Below are 16,902 nucleotides of genomic sequence, written 5' to 3'. Positions count from 1 at the left end.
TTGAACATTCAAGTTCCCCTGCCGTAGACTTGCCGCGTGCCCACCGAACGAGCCGCCGACGAGGTCCCCTGGCTGCGGCGTGACCAGCAGGAACACTGGATCGCGTTGATGGGTGTGATCAGCACCCTGCCGCCGGCGCTCGACGCGCAGCTGAAGCGGGACGCCGGCCTCAACCTGTACGAGTACCAGGTGCTCGTCCAGCTCAGCGAGTCGCCCGACGGGTCCGTCCCGATGAGCGATCTGGCGATGATGGCGCGCGGTTCGCTGTCTCGCCTCTCCCACGCGGTCGGCCGGCTCGAACGCTCCGGCTACGTCCGCCGGGTCGCCTGCCACGAGCACGGGCGGCGCACCGCCGCGCTGCTCACCGACGCCGGCCGGGCCAAGCTCGAACAGACGGCGCCCGGACACGTTCGGGAGGTCCGGCGGCTGGTCATCGACGCGCTGACCCCGGAACAGCTCACCGCGCTGGGCGCGGCAGCCAGGGAGATCGTCGCGGTGACCGCACCGGACGTCGCGGCGGTCCTCGACACGATCGGACGGTGACGGCGCCGCACCGCCCGTCGCCGGCGGCTCAGCCGAGCGCCTCGTCGTCGGCCGGTTCGACGGCCGGGAACAGCTCGGCCAGCTTCCCGGCGAGCATCGCCCGGCCCGGCACGCCGAGCTTCCGGTAGCAGTTCGTCAAATTCTTCTCCACCGCCCGCCGGGTCACCCCGAGCAGTTCGGCGATCTGCCGGTTGGAGCTGCCGCCCGCCGACAGCCGGGCCACCTTCAGCTCGGCCGCGGTGAGCGGGCTCCCGGCCCGGCCCGGCTCGCCCAGCAGCGCCGCCGCGCGGTCGGCGACGCGGTCGGCGCCGGCCCGCCGGGCCAACCGCATGCCGCGCACGAGCCGCTCCGGCGCATCCGGCCGGCCCGCCGCGCGCAGCCGCACGCCGTACTCGACCAGGGTCCGCGCCAGCTCGGCGTCGTTGCCGGCGTCGGTGAGCACGTCGACCGACTGGGCCAGCAGCTCCACACCCGCCGGCCCCTCGGTGAGCCGGCCCAGGATCCGCAGCGACCGCCCGATCGGGATCGGGCAGCCCCACCAGGTGGCCCGGTCGTACTCGCGCTCCATCAGCTGCCGGGCCCGCCGGGACCGGCCCGCCGTCACCAGCGCCCGGGCCGACCAGCTACCCACCGGCAGCAGCGCCGGATTGCGCCAGCCGAGCCGCTCCAGTTCGGCCAGGCACTGCTCCCAGTCGTCCCACTCCGTCGAGGTCGGGCCCCGATCGAGCGCGAGCGCCGCACGCAGCGTCTGGGCCAGCAGCCGCAGGTGCGGCCGGGTCGCGGTGGTCGGGTCCGGCCACACCTCGGCCACCCGGTCCAGGATCCGCCGGTCGCCCACCTTCAGTGCGGTGGACACCAGCCCGATCGCGCCGGTCGGATCCAGCGTCGCGCCGGCGCCGCGGGCCAGCCGGGTCGCCCGGAGCAGGTCGCGCCGGCATTCGGCGAGGTTGCCGCGCAGCCAGTGCAGGGTGGCCCGGCCGATCAGTGCCAGCAGCACGTCGTCAGGGGGCCGGCGGCCACCGGGCAGCAGCGCGGTGGACAACCAGTCCGCCACGTCGGTCGTCTCCCCCGCGGCGAGCGCGCAGGCGACCGCCAGCGGCGCGGGGGTGTGTGCCAGCAGCGGCCGGTACGGCAGCTGCTCCAGCAGCCGGCAGGCGAGCCCGGCGACCTGGGCACCCGAGGTCCGCACGGTCAGCGTCGCCGCGTACAGCAGCACCGCGACCAGCTCCCGCTCCGCCTCGGTGTCGAGGGGCGGCAACGCGCCGTACCCGGCCCACCGGCCCAGGGTGTCCCGCAGCGCGTCGCCGTCGTCCAGGTCACGAAAGCGGCGGCGGGCCTCCAACCGCAGCGCCAGCTCCCGGTCCACCGGAAGGCTCTCCCGGGTCGCCGGCAACGCACGTGCGGCGGCGTCGATCAGCCCGAACAGGTCGTCGGCGCCGGTCAGCGCGATCGGGGTCAGGCGGGACAGGATCGCCGCCCGGGAGCGTACGTCGGGCATCAGCCGGGCGGCCCGACCCACGTGCCGGATGGCCGCCACCGGATCGGTGCGCAGCTCCGCCTCGGCCAGCCGGGCCAGCAGCCGGGCCCGTTCCGCCCCGTCGTCCGTGCAGTCGATCAGCGCCCGTCGCAGGTAGCGCACCGCCCGCCGCGGGTCGTGCGCGCGCAACGCCGCCCGCCCCGCCGCCGGCAGTACCCGGGCCGCGCAGGCCGGCGGCGCACCGGACACCGCCATGCACTCGTCGGCCACCTCGTCGATGGGGTGGCCGGCCGCGTCGAGCGCCTCGGCCGCGCGCCGGTGGAACTCGTCCAGCTCCGCCGGCGACATCGCGTCCTCGACCACGACCTGGGCGTACCCGCGCAGCCCCGCCCGCAGCAGGCCGAGCCGGTCCAGCCGCCGCCGGGCGAACCGGCTCTGCACCTCGTCCAGCCCGGCGACCGCGGCGACCGTGGCCGGGCCGGCCCCGGACGGTAGCAGCACCAGCGCCCGCGCGTACGCCCGGACCTCGTCGGCGAGCGCGTCGAACGCCTGCACCAGCCGCTCCCGCAACGGGGACGGGCAGCCGGACGGGTGCCCGCCGGTACCGACCAGGGATCGCAGTACCAGCGGGTTGCCGCGGCTCGCCCGGTGCAGGCCGGGCGCCTCGGCCGGATCGCGCCCCGCCGCGCGCAGGATGTCGGCGACGGCGCGCTCGGACAGCGGGGCGGGCCGCAGTACCACGTCGGCCGCCTGCACGATCTCGTCGACCGGCTCGGCCTCGACCGCGCTCGTCTCGTACTGCACGGCGACGGCCACCGCGACCGGCATCTCCTCCCGGCACGCGACGAGATCCGCCAAGAACGCCAACGAGAGCAGGTCGGCACGCTGCAGGTCGTCGACCACCAGCAGCAGCGGGCGCTGCGCGCAGATCCGGCGGACCAGCAGGCGCAGCCCGTACCCGACGTCGGGGTCGTACCGCAACCGGGACACCGCGGCGAGAACGCTCGGATCGTCGCCGAACAGCGGCGCCGCCGCGGACGCCGCGCCGGCCAGCCACCCCGCGGCGTTCGCCGCCGGTACCGCGGTGACCAGCGGGTAGAGCAGCGCTCGCAGCACCGCACCGCCGAAGTCGCGTTCCAGCCGGGTCGCCTGGGCACGCGAGACCTGCATGCCGGCCGCCGCGCCGACCCCCGCCACCGCGGCGAGCAGCGCGGACTTGCCGGCGCCGATGCCGCCCTCGGCCACGATGAGCTGCCCGCGGCCGGACAGCGCCGTGGCCAGCGCCCGCTGCGCCGCGCCGAGTTCGCCGTCGCGTTCCTCAAGCACCGCCGGCACCCGCGCGGACGGCACGATCCAGCGCGGCGGCCAGTTCGGCGCGGCGCCGGATCCCCAACTGTCGGTACGTGTTGGTCAGGTGCAGTTCGACGGTGCGCAGGCTGACCCGGCGGCGCTGCGCGATCTGCTTGTTCGACAGCCCGGACGCCGCCAGTTCGGCGACCGCACGCTGCGCCGCGGACAGCGCCGGCCCGGCGCCTCGCTGGCAGCGCTGGAGGATCGCGGCCGCCCGGTGCAGCACCGGCGGCCAACCGTGGCTGGCCGCCAACTGCTCGGCCTCCCGGGCGGACGACACGGCGAGCGCCACGTCACCGACGGCCGCCGCGGCGGCGGCCAGATCCACCAGCGCCCGCGCGTACCGCAGCCGGGACAGGCAGCCGCGCAACGTGTCCACCGCGCTGCGCAGTTGACTCAGCCGCTGACCCTCGAAGGCCTGCCCGGCGCAGACCCGGACCAGCCCGAGCGCGCTCGGCGCGCCCCACGCCTCGGCCCGTACCAGCGCGTCGGCGATCAGCCGGGCGGCCCGCCGCGGGCGGTCGCTCGCGGCGTCGGCGACCGCGGCGTACGCCCGCCAGTTGAGCAGCGCCGGGTTGTCCAGGCCGTCGGCCGACATCCGCCGGCCGCACTCGTGCAGCAGCGCGCTGGCCACCCCCATCCGCTCGCGGCGCAGCTCCAGCACCCCGCGCGCGTAGAGCAACGCCGACCAGCCGAAGCCGCCGGAGCCGGCCGGCGACGGCTGCAGCTCGGCGAGCTCCTGCGCGGCGTCGAACCGTTCCTGCTCGATGTCGAGCATCATCTGCACCGCGACCACCTGGCGCAGCACCGCCGGCGGCCAGGCGTGCGGGGCCAGGTGCCGCAGCGCGCGCTCCAGCGCCTGCTCGCCCGCGGTGAGGTGCCCCTGCCGGTACGAGAGCTCGGCGTACACCAGCAGCGCATGGATGAGCACCGTGTCGGCCCGCGCCCGGGTCGCGTCGGCGAGCACCGAGTCCAGTACCTCGCCGGCTCCGGCCAGGTCGTCGGCGAGCAGCAGCACCCGGGAGGCGACGAGCCGGGGATGGAACAGCGGGGTCGCCGCCGCGGCCCGGGCGATGGCCAGCGCCGCGGTACGCTCTTCCGCCCGCACGGTGAGCCACCAGGCCCGGCCGGCGAGCTGCGCGGCCGAGGGCAGCTCGCCGCGGGTCAGCCAGGCGTCCTCGTCGTCCTCGTACCCGCGCGGGTGAGCCAGCCAGGACAGCCCGAGCAGCCCGGCCCGTTCCGCGTCGCTGCGCGCCGAGCGCAGCCCCGCCCGCAGCGCCGGCCGGCAGTCCGACCCGCCCAGCGACAGCAGATCCGCCGCGGCCAGCCGGTGCGCCACCTCGTGCAGGCTCGGGTCGCGCAGCAGCGTGCCCAGATGACGTTCGCCGGCATCCGGCGAGACCGACAGCTCCGTCGTGCCCAGTGCGAGCAGTAGCGCGCCGCGCCGCGGCCCGTCACCCTCGGTGTCGAGCGCCCGGCCCAGCAGCCGGACCGCGGTGTCACGCCGGCCGTCCCGGGCGGCCCGCCAGCCGACGTCGGTGAGTACCTCGACCGCCCACGCCGGCCGCCGCGACCCGGCCAGGTCCAGCCACTCGGCGAGCACGTGGTCGTCCACCGCACCGGTGCGGCCGATCTCGGCTGCCCGCCGGTACAGCTCCGGCAGTTCGGTCGGGCCCAGCCGGCCCAGGATGCGGTCGACGACCTCCGGCCAGACCGGGTGCAGCCGGTCGGTGTAGGCGAACAGGCCGGTGGCGAGCAGCCGGTCCAGATCCACCGCGTCCACCCCCGCCAGCTCGCACAGCGAGCCGAAGGGCAGCTCCCGGCCGGCCACCGCGACCGCCTGCAGCAGCCCGGTCAGCTCCGCCGGTACCCCGTCGTACACCCGGTCGACGTAGCCGGCGATCACGTCGGCGGTCACCGAGGACAGTCGCGGCAGCAGCGCCGGGCCGGCCGTCGTGTGCGGGCAGCGACGCACGATCGCATGTACCAGTGCCGGGTTGCCGCGGCTGGCCGCCGCGACCGCCTGCACGTACTCGTCGGGTACCGGGCCGGCGAGCCGGACGCACACCTCGCGCACCCCGGCGAAGCTCAGCGGGCGCAGCTGGATGCGGTGCGGCGCGGTCAGGTCGGCGCAGCGGCCGGTGGCCCAGCGAAACCAGGACGCGACCCCGCACACGACCAGCGCGGGACCGCCGCCGCTGCGGCAGGCCAGCCGGGTCAGCCAGCGCAGGCCGGCCGGGCCGGCCCGGTGCACGTCGTCGACGGCGAGCAGCGTCGGCGTGGCCGTGGCAAGCCCCGCCTCCGCCTCCCGCATCAGCGCCGCCGGGATGCCGACCGATCCCGGCGGGTCCGACTCCACCGTGCCCGGCCCGGGCGCCGAACCCACCGTGCCCGGCCCGAGGGCCGAACCCACCGTGCCCGGCCCGAGGGCCGAACCCGGCGTGCCCGGCGCCGGGACCGTGCCCGGGGCGTCGGGCACCGGGCGCGCGAACCGGATCTGCACCACCGCGATCCCGGCTGCGCGGGCATCGGCTGCCGCGCGCGCCAGCAGTGCGGACCGCCCCATCCCCGCGGGGCCGGCCACCAGAACCGCGCCGGACTGCCCGTCGCCGAGCGCGTCGATCCGCCGCCGCAGCGCGTCGATCGCCGAGGTGCGCTCGGCGAGCCGGTCCTCGGCTCCGATCACGCCTCCGGCAGCCATCGCTGCGATGCCTCCGGCGGCGTCCGGTGCGGCCCGTCCGGTACCCGTGCCCGCGAGGTCTCCGGTGACCGCCATCCGGTCGCCTCCGGACGCCGGCGCTGCGGCGCGGCCGGCCGGGCGTCGGCGGAGGTCAGGACCGCGGCGAGGCGCCGCCGATCCGGTACGCCGGTCTTGCGGTAGACGTTGGTCAGGTGGAACTCGACGGTGCGCGTCGACAGGAACAGTTCCGCGGCGACCTGCCGGTTCGTCAACCCCTGGGCGGCAAGCTCGGCCACCCGGCGCTCGCTGTCGGTCAGCCGGCCGGTCGGCGACCCGGCCGGCCCGGGGTCGGCGCCGGCCGGCCGGGTACCACCGGCGGCGGACAGCGCGGTGCCCGCGGCCCGGCGCAGCTCCAGCAACCCGAGCGACTCGGCGCCGGCCAGCACGGCGCGCAGTTCCTGCCGCGCGGCGTGCCGGTCGCCCTCGGCCAGCAGCAGCCGGCCGATCCGCAACCGGGCCTCCAGCCGGGGCACCGGGGCGCGCTCGCCGCTCGCGTCGGCGGCGTCCCGCGCCAGCCGCAACCGGTCCGGTTCGGCGGCGAGCATGCTCGCCGCGAGCAGGTACCTGCCGCGCGCGTGCGGGGTGGGCCAGCGCCGGGCCAGCGCGCCACCGCGATCGAGGTAGGGCTCGGCGAGTTCGGGCCGGCCGGCGTCGGCCAGCACCGTCACCGCCTCGAACCACCACGGTGCCAGTAGGTGATCGACGATGCCGGCCCGGCGCAGCGCCGCGCCGTGCTCGTCGAGTACCGCGACCGCCGCGCGCCAGTCACCCTGCCGCCCGTGCAGCCGCGCGGTGATCGAGGCGTACATGCCCCGCAGCCACACCGAATCGTCGACCACGTCGCGGGGCAGCTGCGCGACGATCCGGCCGGCCAGGTCGGCGCGGCCCTGCGCCAGCCGGCAGCCGGCGAGGACCAGCCGCGGCCCGGACGTGTCCGGTCGCCAGCGGCAGCGGCGGGCCGTGCCCAGCGCCACGAGCGCCGCATCGACCGCGTCCTCGATCCGGCCCAGCTGCAGCAGGATGACCGCGCGAGCGAGCTGGGCGACGTACTCCGCGCCGGGCTGGCGCAGCCGCCGGCTCACGCCACAGGCCCGGTCCAGCAGCCGCAGCGCGCCGGGCGCCTCGTCCAGCAACAGCAACAGGGTCGGCCCAGCCATCCCGGTCCACCCGGCCAGGGCCCGATCGCTGCGCGGCATCCCGTCCGCGTACCGGCGTGCGGTGTCGAGGTCGCCGCGGCACAGCGTGTGCAGCACTCCGCGCAGCGCGGTCAGCTCGTCCTCGACCGACTCGCGTACCCCGAGCAGCCGGTCACCGTTGGCCGCCCGCCGGCCCGGGCCGGCCGGTTCGGTGAGTTGCTGCCAGGCCTGTCGGGTACGGCCCAGCCGCATCATGCCGATCGCGCCGACGGCGGCGCGGATCCGTACCCGCAGCGCCGCGTCGGCGGCGGTGGCCGACTCCCGCGTCGCCGCGGACAGCTGCCGCTCCGCATCGCACAGCGCCGACCAGCCGCCGTCGGCACGGCCGAGCACCAGTTCGGCCCACCCGCGGCACAGCGCGAGCCGGGCCGCGACGCGCACGTCGTGACCGGTGCCGCCGGCGTGGCCGGTGCCGGCGTGGTCCGGGCCGCTGGCATGGCCGGTGGCACCGGCGTGGTCGGGGCCGCCGGCACGGTTGGTGGCGCTGGCGTGGTCGAGGTGGCTCAGCGCGAGTTCGGGGTCGGTGCGCAGCAGCGCGGTCGCGAGTTCCAGCCGGATCGACAGCTGGTCGGGGCGCTCCTGCCGCAGCCGGGACAGGTAGTCGACCGCAGTGGGCGACCCGGCGGAGACCGCGCTGGTCGCCGCGGCGTGCACGGTGTCGAGCATCCACCGCTCGTCCAGCCGGGGCAGCCGCAGCAGCAGGTCGGCGATCTCGGCCAGCGGCCGGCCGGCGTCGTCCATGAGCCGGGCGGCCCGGGCCAGCAGCTGGTTCGCGGTCGGCTCGGACAGCTCGGCGACCAACGCCTCGCGCAGCAGCGGCTGGCCGAAGCCCGCCCCGGCCGGCTCCAGCACGCCGTCGCGGCGCAGCTGCGCGGTCGCCTCGGCGGCGACCCGGGACGGCAGTCGCAGTGCGCCGCCGATCAGGTCGGCATCGGCGGTGCCCAGCAGGGCGATCGCCCTGGCGACCTGGCTGCGTACCCGCGGCCAGCGCAGCAGGTCGGCGAACACCCGGGGACCGATCGACGACACCGCACCGGATCGAAGCTCCGCGGCACCGGCGTCGTCGGGCCGGATGCGGCACGCGCGCAACGCCCCGACCAGGCGCTCCAGTGCGGCCGGATTGCCGCCGGACAGCTCGGCGCAGCAGCGTCGGAACCGGTCGCTGGCCGGTTCCCGGTACGCCTCGGCGAGCATCTCGCCGACTGCCGCCTCGGTGATCGGACCCAGCTCCATCGCCTCACAGCGCCCCTCGGCGACCATCCCGTCGACGACGGCCGTCGAGCGGGTCCGGTGTCGCGACTGGCCCAGCAGCAGCGTCACCGGATGACGGGCCGGTAGTGACGACAGCAGCGCCAGCCACCGGGCGGACGCCTCGTCGCACCACTGCACGTCGTCGACGACGAGTACCAGTGGCGTCTCGGCGAGGCGCTCCTCGATGTGCTGTCGCAGGCCGACGAGGAGGTCGCGCTGGCAGCGCCCGGCAGCGACGGCCGGGTGGGCCGGTCCGGGAGGCCCGGCCGGATCGGTCGGGTGCGCGACAGTGCGGGCGATGCCGAGCCCGGTAGCGTCCCGGAGTGCGACACCCAGTTCCGCGATGATCTGCCTGGCCACCGCGAACGCGGTGTCTGCGCTGTCGTGTCGGCAGCAGACCCGGACGGTGGGCGCGGCCGGCAGGTCGGCCGCGGCGAGCAGGCTGCTCTTGCCCACTCCGGAGGCGCCGCGCACGACGACCGCCCGGGACCGGTCGCCGGCGGCCGACGCCAGCGCGGTCCGCAGCCGACGCAGCTCCGCGGCGCGCCCGAACAGTCGCGGGGGCGTGGTCACCGCCGAGGTCCGTGCCACCTGCCCTCCCCAGGAAGATCCAAGCAGGATCCGCTGGTGGTCCGCGGCCGTTGCCGGCCGAACTCACCGACCGCAAAGTACCCCGTAAGGCAAAGTTTCACGCCCACCGCACTGGGCGCCGCGGTGACCGGAACGCCGCGGCGAGCGGGGACCGGCGCCGGCCGGGGCGAGCGTTCTCACCTGGCGAGACGACGAGTGTGCCGGTCCGATCGCGGTCGCCGGCCGGTGACCCGGCGGTACGGTACGGCGCAAAGTCACGGTGAAATAACGAGACGGCGGCGCGCACACCCCGAGGGGCCGGCCGGCGCGGGGGGAGCCCGGCCGGCCGCCTCGGGAGCCGGGGCGCCGCAACATCGCGGTGCGGCGACGGGTCCGCAGCGCCGCATCATCGCACTGCGGCGACGGGTCCGCAGCGCCACGCGTCACGCTGCGGCGACAGGTGACGCCGACGGCGGATGAGCGCCGGCCAGCAGGTGTCAGCGCACGACGTAGTCGCGCACGACCTGCGGCGGCCAGCAGCCGATCCGGAAGATCCCCGCCGAGAACGCCTTGGAGGCGAGCGAGGCACGGTTGGGCACGTTGAACTTCCGCAGCATCGTCCCGATGTGGTACTCGACCCCCTGCCGGCTGAGGTAGAGCTTCGCGGCGAGCTGGATCGTGGTCATACCCATCGCGACGCCTTCCAGGATGCGGGCGTCGAGATCGGTCAGCAACTTGGTCGAGCCGATCAGGTGCCGGCCACTGGACCCGCCCGGGCCGGGCGAGATCAGCACCGCCACCGATCGGGGTTGGCCGGGTTCGCGGTCGACGGCCACGCCGGTCAGCTCGCCGCCGGCGCCGCTGTCCTCGTCCGCCCAGCGGGCCGCGACCCGTTCCAGCGCGCGGGTCTGGCCGCGGACCAGGCGGGCCAGCTGGCGGCCGAGGTGGTGCCGGATGCTCGGGTGCAAGAGCTCGCAGAAGCTGCGCTCGACCCCGGTGCCGTACCAGCCGGCGAAGACCGCGTTCGAGTCGACGACGTACAGCCGGCTGTCCAGCACCGCGAGCCCGATCCCGGAACGATCGAACAGCGAGCGCCACAGCGGACTGCTGTCCACCGGGCTCACTGCGGCTCGTTGGGTCGCCACCGGCGCGACCGGCACCACCGACATCATTGCCTCCGTATTCCCCCAGGACCCGACACGACGGTGCGCCCGGAATTGCGGCCGAGAGCCATCGACATCGTGTGGAAACAAACCGGACCCTATTCAGGTAAATCGACGACGGTCAACGTCTTCGATGCCGCTGGGGGAAAACTGTGGTCGGCGGGGTTCGGTTCGGTCGGCCCGACTACGGTTGCCACCGAACCATGATCCACACCGTCTCGCGGCGACCCGTTCGTACGGGAACGTAGTGCTGGCCTCACCGACTGTCGTCAGAATAACCGCCAAAAGCCGTCAACCGGGCCGGCGCGGCGGGCGGCGGGGGCGCACCGTACCGAAGTTTCCCGAAAGGCTACGGACCCGTCGGTATCGGCCCGGCCGGCCGGCCGCTCGGAATGGCCGGTTGATTGATTCCGAAAATACCTGTAACGCGAACTCGGCAAAGGCCGGGAAATCAAGGGACCAAGGTCCCGCCAGGGTCCCGCAGAACGCGGCGCTCCGTCGAACCGGCAATGAACAATCGCCGCCATCCGAGACACCGGCAGCGGGACCGCCGGCACGGCGTCCCGACCGGGCACCGGCGTGACACCCCCGGCACCCTCGGCAGGCCGGTGCCCACCCCCGGCGACCATCAAGTCAGGGTAGGCTAACCTCAGTCGGCGTGACGAGCATCGATGCCCGCAAGCTGACGGTCGCCTACGGTGGCGACGACGTCGTCCACGGCGCCTCCCTCACGCTGCGCCCGGGCGAGGTCACCGCGCTCGTCGGGCCCAACGGCAGCGGCAAGTCGACCCTGCTGCGCGCGATCGCCCGGCTGCACCGAGCCCGCCTGGGTGACGTCAGGCTGCGCGAGAGCGCCGACGGCGGCACGGACGTCGACTGCCTCGCCCTCACCGCGAAGGCGTTCGCGCGCCGGGTGGCGCTGCTCGGCCAGGACCGACCCACCCCGGGTGGGCTTCGGGTCCGCGACGTCGTCGAGTTCGGCCGGTACCCGCATCGCGGCCGGTTCGGCGGCGGCGACCCGGGCGGCGCCGACGAGATCGCGCACGCCATCGAGCTCACCGGGCTCACCCCGCTCGCGGACCGGCCGGTCGACCAGCTGTCCGGCGGACAGCGGCAGCGGGTCTGGCTGGCCAGCTGCCTGGCCCAGCAGACCGGCGTGCTGCTGCTCGACGAACCCACCACCTACCTGGACCTGCGCTACCAGGTGGAGCTGCTCGACCTGGTCCGCGACCTGGCCGACGATCGCGGCATCGCGGTTGGGGTCGTCCTGCACGACCTCGACCAGGCCGCCGCGGTCGCCGACCGCGTCACCCTGCTCTCCGCCGGCGACGTGCTCGCCGACGGCACCCCCGAGGCCGTCCTGACCGCCGACCGGCTCACCGCCGTGTACGGGATCCGGATCGACGTCGACACCGACCCGGCCACCGGCCGGCCGCGAACCCGCGCGGTCGGCCGGCACCACACCCGACCCGAAAGGCTGCGCAGCACCTCATGAAACGACTCCTCGCCGCGGGCGCCATCCTGGCAGTGGCCGCGCTCCCCCTCACCGCCTGCGGTACCACCGAACCCGTCACCCGCCAGGCGTCGAGCGCCGGTGCCGTCACGCTCACCGACGCCACCGGCACGACGGTGCACCTCGACGCACCCGCCGCCAAGGTCGTCGGTACCGAGTGGAACGCGGTCGAGGACCTCGTCTCGCTCGGCATCACGCCCGCCGGGGTGGCCGACGTCAAGGGCTACCGCGACTGGGACAGCGCAGTACCGCTGAAGGGGTCACCGACCGACATCGGCAAGCGGAACGAGCCCTCCACCGACAAGATCGCGGCGCTGGCGCCCGACCTGATCGTGACCACCACCGACCTGCCCGCGTCCGCGGTCACCCAGTTCCGCCGGATCGCACCCACCCTGGTGATCGAGTCGGCGAAGGCGTCCGACCAGCTCGGCGTGCTGAAGCAGAACCTGGACCTGATCGCGCGGGCGACCGGCAGGACCGGTACCGCCACCTCGGTGTGGCAGCGGTTCGAGTCCACCCTCGCCGCGGCCAGGAAGAAGCTCGCGCGGGCCGGACTGGCCGGGCAGCACGTCGCGTTCGCCGACGGGTACGTGACCGCCGACAAGGTGACCCTGCGGCCGTACACGGCGGGCTCGGCACTGGGCACCGTCAACACCCAACTGGGCCTGGCGAACGCCTGGAGCGTCCGGGGCGACAAGGCCTACGGGCTGGGCTCCACCGATGTCGAGGGGCTGACCGCGCTGCCGGCCGACACGACGTTCCTGTACATCGAGAACGACGCCGACTCGACCACCCCGTTCACCACGGCGCTGCGCGACAACCGGGTGTGGACCTCGCTGCCGTTCGTGCAGTCGGGCGACACGCACCGGCTGCCGGACGGGATCTGGATGTTCGGCGGTCCCGACTCGATGGCCGCCTACGCGGACGCGGTCGTCTCGGCGCTGACGAAGTAAGCGATGGCGAACACCGCACCGGCGACCGAGCTGCCCGCGGTCCAGCGGCCGGCGCCGCACCGCCGGCGGACCGCGCTCGGAGCCGGGCTGCTGGTCCTCGGCGTCGCCGCGATCGCGGCCCTCGCCGCCGTGGACCTCACCCAGGGCAGCGCGGCGGTGGGGCTCCGGGACGTGTGGGCGGCGCTCGCCGGGCACGCCGGCGCCACCGACACCTCGGTGGTCGCGGCCTCACGGCTGCCCCGTACCGCGGCGGGTGTGCTGGTCGGAGTCGCGCTCGGGGTGGCCGGCGGCGCGATGCAGTCGGTGAGCCGCAACGTGCTCGCCGCGCCCGACACGCTCGCCGTCAACGCCGGCGCCTACCTGGCGCTCGGGCTCGTCGCCGTCACCGGCACCGCGGTACCGCTGCTCGCCCAGTCCGGTGTCGCCTTCGCCGGCGGTCTGGTCGCGGCCGGCGCCGTCCTGGCGCTGTCCGGGCCGGGCGGCGGCACGGTGCGGCTCGTCCTGGCCGGCAGCGCGCTCACCCTCGGCCTGGGTGCCGTGACCCAGGCGCTGCTGCTGCTGTTCCCGGAATCGACCAACGGCCTGTACGCCTGGGGCCAGGGCAGCATCGGCCAGAACGGTTTCGCCGGCGTCACCGGGCTGCTGCCGGTGATCGTCGTCGGTACCGCCGGGTTCCTGCTGGTGTCCCGCCGGCTCGACGTGCTCGCGCTCGGAGACGACACCGCCCGGTCGCTGGGCGTGCGGGTGGCGCCCACCCGCACGCTCACCGTGGCACTCGCGGTACTGCTCAGCGCCGCCGCGGTGACGCTCGCCGGCCCGATCGGGTTCGTCGGGCTGTGCGCGCCGGCGCTGGCCCGGCCGCTGGCCCGCCGGTTCCCGCTGCTGCACCGCAGCTGGGCGTTCCTCGGCGTCGCCGGCCTGACCGGTACCGCGGTGGTGCTCGGTTCCGACGTGCTGCTGCGCGCCGCGGTGTCCGGGCAGGACGCGGTCGCCATCCCGACCGGCGTGGTCACCAGCGTGGTCGGTGCGGCGTTCCTGGTCGCGCTGGCGATCCGGTCGACCGACACCGGGCAGGCCGCCCAGTTGCCGGCCGGGCGGCTCGCCGGGCGCCGCCGGACGGCGACGGTGCTGATCGTGCTGGTCGCCGCGCTGTGCGCCACGCTGGTCGCCGCGCTGCTGCTCGGCGACGCCAAGCTGCTGTCCGGTGACGTGCTGAACTGGGCAACCGGCCGGGCCGGTCGAGTCGTGTCGTTCATCCTGGACACCCGGGCACCACGGGTCGCCGCCGCGGTGCTGGCCGGCGCCGCGCTCGCGCTCGCCGGTACCGTCGTGCAGGCGGTCACCCGCAACCCGCTCGCCGATCCCGGCCTCCTCGGGGTGTCCAGCGCCGCCGGCCTCGGCGCGGTGCTGGCGGTCACCGCGGTACCGGTGATCGGTTCCTGGGGGTGGCCGGCGCGGCGTTCGCCGGGGCGGCGCTCGCCGCCACGCTGGTGTTCGGGCTCGCCGCCCGCGGCGGCTTCCGGCAGAACCGGCTGGTACTGGTCGGTGTCGGGGTGTCGACCGGGCTCACCGCCGGCATCAGCCTGGTCATCGTGCTCACCGACCCGTTCAACCAGGCCAAGGCGCTCACCTGGCTGTCCGGCTCCACGTACGGGCGCACCTTCGCCGACGCGGTACCCGTGGCGGTGGCGCTGGTCGCCGCGATCGCGTTCGTCGTGCTGCGCCGGCGCGAGCTGGACCTGGTCTCGCTCGACGAGGACACCCCGCGGCTGCTCGGTGTCTCGTTGGGCCGCAGCCGGCTGGTGTTCCTCGCGCTGTCGGTACTGCTGATGGCGACGGCCGTCGCCGCGGTCGGCACGATCGGTTTCGTCGGACTGGTGGCGCCGCACGCGGCGCGGGCGCTCACCGGCCGCCGGCACGCCCGGGTGGTACCGGTGGCGATGCTGACCGGTGCGATCCTGGTCGGCGTGGGCGACCTGCTCGGCCGGACCGTGATCGCACCCGCCCAGCTCGGTGCCGGCGTGTTCACCGCGCTGCTCGGCACCCCGTACTTCCTCTGGCTGCTGGTGCGCGCCCCGCGTGCCACCCGCTGAACTCCCGGCGATGCCGGCCCGCCGGCGGTGGTCGGCGCGGTAGCGTACGGGCAGTCGCCGCGGAGGGGTGTCGTGTACCGGTTCGAGGAGCAGACCAGGGACCGGCTGCGGGAGTTGGCGCCGTCGTCGACGGCGCTCGTCCCGGTCGGTTCCACCGAGCAGCACGGGCCGCACCTGCCGGTGTGCACCGACACCACCATCGTGACGGCGCTCGCGCACCGCGCCGCCGAGGCCGCCGAGGTGCCGGTCGTGGTCACGCCCACCCTGCCGTACGGGTTCGCGCACCATCACCTGCCGTTCGGCGGCACCGTGAGCCTCGCGCTGGCCGGCTACCTCGACGCTCTCACCGACATCGGCAGGAGTCTTGCGGTCGACGGCTTCCGGCGCATCGTGTTCCTCAACGGGCACGGCGGCAACGACGGCGCGGTCCGCTCGGTCGGCGACCGGATCGTGTTCGAGCGCGAGCTGGACGTGCACGTCGCCGGCACCTCGTACTGGACCTGCGCCGCCGAGGTGCTGGCCGGCACCGAGCTCGGCGTCGGCCCGGTGCCCGGCCATGCCGGCGGGTTCGAGACCTCCTGCATGCTCGCGCTGCGGCCCGACCTGGTCCGCCGGGAGCTGGCGCCGGCGCCGGAGCCCGACCTGCAACCGTTGGCGTACAGCGACATCCCCGGCGCGACGATCCGCCGGGCCGGTGTCTGGGCGGCGAGCGACGGCCGCACCGACGACTCGCGGCACGCCAGCGCCGAGGCCGGTGAGCGCGCCCTGGCGCTGGTCGCGGCCAGCGTGACCGCGTTCCTCACCGAGTTCCACCACTCCGTGCCGTGAAGTGAGGCGCCTGCCATGACCGAGCCGACCCAGCAGCGACCGCGGGTCGCGGTGCTCGTGACCACCTGGTTCCCCGGCTCGCACGCCGACGTGATCGCCACCCGGCTGGTCGAGGGGTACGAGTGGCAGGGCGCGCACCGGCCGGCCCGGGTCGAGGTCGCCTCGGTGTACCTGGAGCAGCTCGGTTCGCGCTCCGAGGTGTGGGCGCAGCCGGACATCGGCGTCGAGATCACCGACCGCAACGGCGTACCGCGGTTCCCGACCGTGGCCGAGGCGCTCGGCGTCGGGCGGCCGGGGGTGCACGTCGACGGGGTGGTGATCGTCGGCGAGCACGGCGACTACGAGCTCAACGAGTACGGCCAGACGATCTACCCGCGGCGGCGGCTCTTCGACGCCGCGGTGGCCACCATGCTGGGCGCCGGCCGCACCGTCCCGGTCTTCAACGACAAGGGCCTCGCCTGGTCGTACCCCGATGCACTGTCCATGGTGGACGACGCGGAGCGGCTGGGCGTCCCACTGCTCGCCGGTTCGACGATCCCGCTGTCCTGGCGGGTCCCGACGGGGGCGCAGTGGCCGCTGGGCGAGCGGATGGACGCCGCGGTGGTCGTCGGCTGGGGACCGACGGAGCGGTACGGGTTCCACAACCTGGAGGCGTTGCAGGTGCACGCCGAACGGCGCGCCGGTGGCGAGACCGGCGTCGCGACGGTACGGGCGCTGACCGGCCGGGCGGCGCGGGACGCGCTCGAGACCCGGATCGTCGACGCGGCGCTGTTCGACGCCGCGCTCGGCACGTTCGAGCTGACCGCCGACCAGGCGGCGCGGGCCCGGGCCAGCGTCCGGGACGTCTTCCTGATCGAGTACCGGGACGGGCTGCGCGCCGCGGTGGTGCTCTGCAACGACGTGCTGCGCAACTTCGGTACCGCCTGCCGCGGGCCGGAGCACCGGTTGGCCTGCCAGATCTGGCTGCCGGGTGCCCCGCACGACCACTTCATCTTCCTGGTCCGCCAGATCGAGACGCTGGTGACCACCGGCGTGGCGCCCTACCCGGTCCGGCGCACGCTGCTGACGACCGGGATGCTGGACGCCGCCATGCACTCGCTGCACGCCGGCACCCGCGTCGACACCCCGACCCTGGACCGCGGCTACACCCCGGTGGCGACCGTCGCCGACACCGGCGTGGCGCTCCCCAGACCCGAGGGCGTGCCCACCCCCTGACGCCGGGCCC

10 protein-coding genes and 1 pseudogene are annotated in these 16,902 nt (G+C 75.5%); 7 read left to right on the top strand and 4 right to left on the bottom strand.

Annotated features, from left to right (window positions below; genetic code table 11):
• Positions 1-36: 36 nt before the first annotated feature.
• Positions 37-543 (top strand): MarR family winged helix-turn-helix transcriptional regulator, encoded by a 507-nt coding sequence (locus Athai_RS08580; protein WP_239156814.1) that lies wholly within the window; start codon positions 37-39, stop codon positions 541-543.
• 28 nt (positions 544-571) lie between these two features.
• Here the strand turns inward: Athai_RS08580 and Athai_RS08575 are convergent, their stop codons facing one another.
• The 4 genes from Athai_RS08575 to Athai_RS08560 all read right to left on the bottom strand — a co-directional run bounded on the left by Athai_RS08575 (position 572) and on the right by Athai_RS08560 (position 10,251).
• Positions 572-3,346 carry an AAA family ATPase gene (locus tag Athai_RS08575; protein ID WP_203960994.1) on the bottom strand — a complete coding sequence of 925 codons (2,775 nt, stop codon included), beginning with the start codon at positions 3,344-3,346 and terminating at the stop codon, positions 572-574.
• Positions 3,339-6,071, bottom strand: a complete 2,733-nt coding sequence (locus Athai_RS08570; protein WP_203960993.1) for a helix-turn-helix transcriptional regulator — start codon at positions 6,069-6,071, stop codon at positions 3,339-3,341. The genes Athai_RS08575 and Athai_RS08570 overlap by 8 nt, the downstream gene beginning before the upstream one ends.
• Positions 6,053-9,148, bottom strand: coding sequence for a helix-turn-helix transcriptional regulator (locus Athai_RS08565; protein ID WP_203960992.1), 3,096 nt, complete (start codon positions 9,146-9,148; stop codon positions 6,053-6,055). The genes Athai_RS08570 and Athai_RS08565 overlap by 19 nt, the downstream gene beginning before the upstream one ends.
• Positions 9,149-9,624: 476 nt before the next feature.
• Complete coding sequence (locus tag Athai_RS08560) at positions 9,625-10,251, bottom strand: helix-turn-helix transcriptional regulator (protein WP_239156813.1); 627 nt, start codon at positions 10,249-10,251, stop codon at positions 9,625-9,627.
• Between the two features lie 697 nt (positions 10,252-10,948).
• On the opposite strand from Athai_RS08560, the gene Athai_RS08555 reads away from it, so the two are divergent.
• The 6 genes and pseudogenes from Athai_RS08555 (at position 10,949) to Athai_RS08535 (ending at position 16,892) form a co-directional block, all read left to right on the top strand.
• The gene (locus Athai_RS08555; RefSeq protein WP_203960990.1) at positions 10,949-11,785 is read left to right on the top strand and encodes an ABC transporter ATP-binding protein; all 837 of its coding nucleotides are present in this window, start codon (positions 10,949-10,951) and stop codon (positions 11,783-11,785) included.
• Positions 11,782-12,756 carry an ABC transporter substrate-binding protein gene (locus tag Athai_RS08550; protein WP_203960989.1) on the top strand — a complete coding sequence of 325 codons (975 nt, stop codon included), beginning with the start codon at positions 11,782-11,784 and terminating at the stop codon, positions 12,754-12,756. Before Athai_RS08555 ends, Athai_RS08550 begins: the two co-directional genes overlap by 4 nt.
• A gap of 3 nt (positions 12,757-12,759) precedes the next feature.
• Positions 12,760-14,148: pseudogene (locus tag Athai_RS08545) on the top strand (iron chelate uptake ABC transporter family permease subunit); the annotation flags it as partial.
• A gap of 53 nt (positions 14,149-14,201) precedes the next feature.
• A complete protein-coding gene (locus Athai_RS34745) occupies positions 14,202-14,849 on the top strand; it encodes an iron chelate uptake ABC transporter family permease subunit (protein WP_338028125.1) in 648 nt (215 codons plus the stop codon).
• Positions 14,850-14,921: 72 nt separating this feature from the next.
• Complete coding sequence (locus Athai_RS08540) at positions 14,922-15,677, top strand: creatininase family protein (protein WP_203960988.1); 756 nt, start codon at positions 14,922-14,924, stop codon at positions 15,675-15,677.
• A 15-nt stretch (positions 15,678-15,692) separates the two neighbouring features.
• Complete coding sequence (locus Athai_RS08535) at positions 15,693-16,892, top strand: hypothetical protein (protein ID WP_203960987.1); 1,200 nt, start codon at positions 15,693-15,695, stop codon at positions 16,890-16,892.
• Positions 16,893-16,902 lie beyond the last annotated feature (10 nt).

The sequence above is a fragment of the Actinocatenispora thailandica genome, from assembly GCF_016865425.1.
GTDB lineage: Bacteria > Actinomycetota > Actinomycetes > Mycobacteriales > Micromonosporaceae > Actinocatenispora > Actinocatenispora thailandica.
This window is presented reverse-complemented; position numbering and strand designations above follow the sequence as displayed.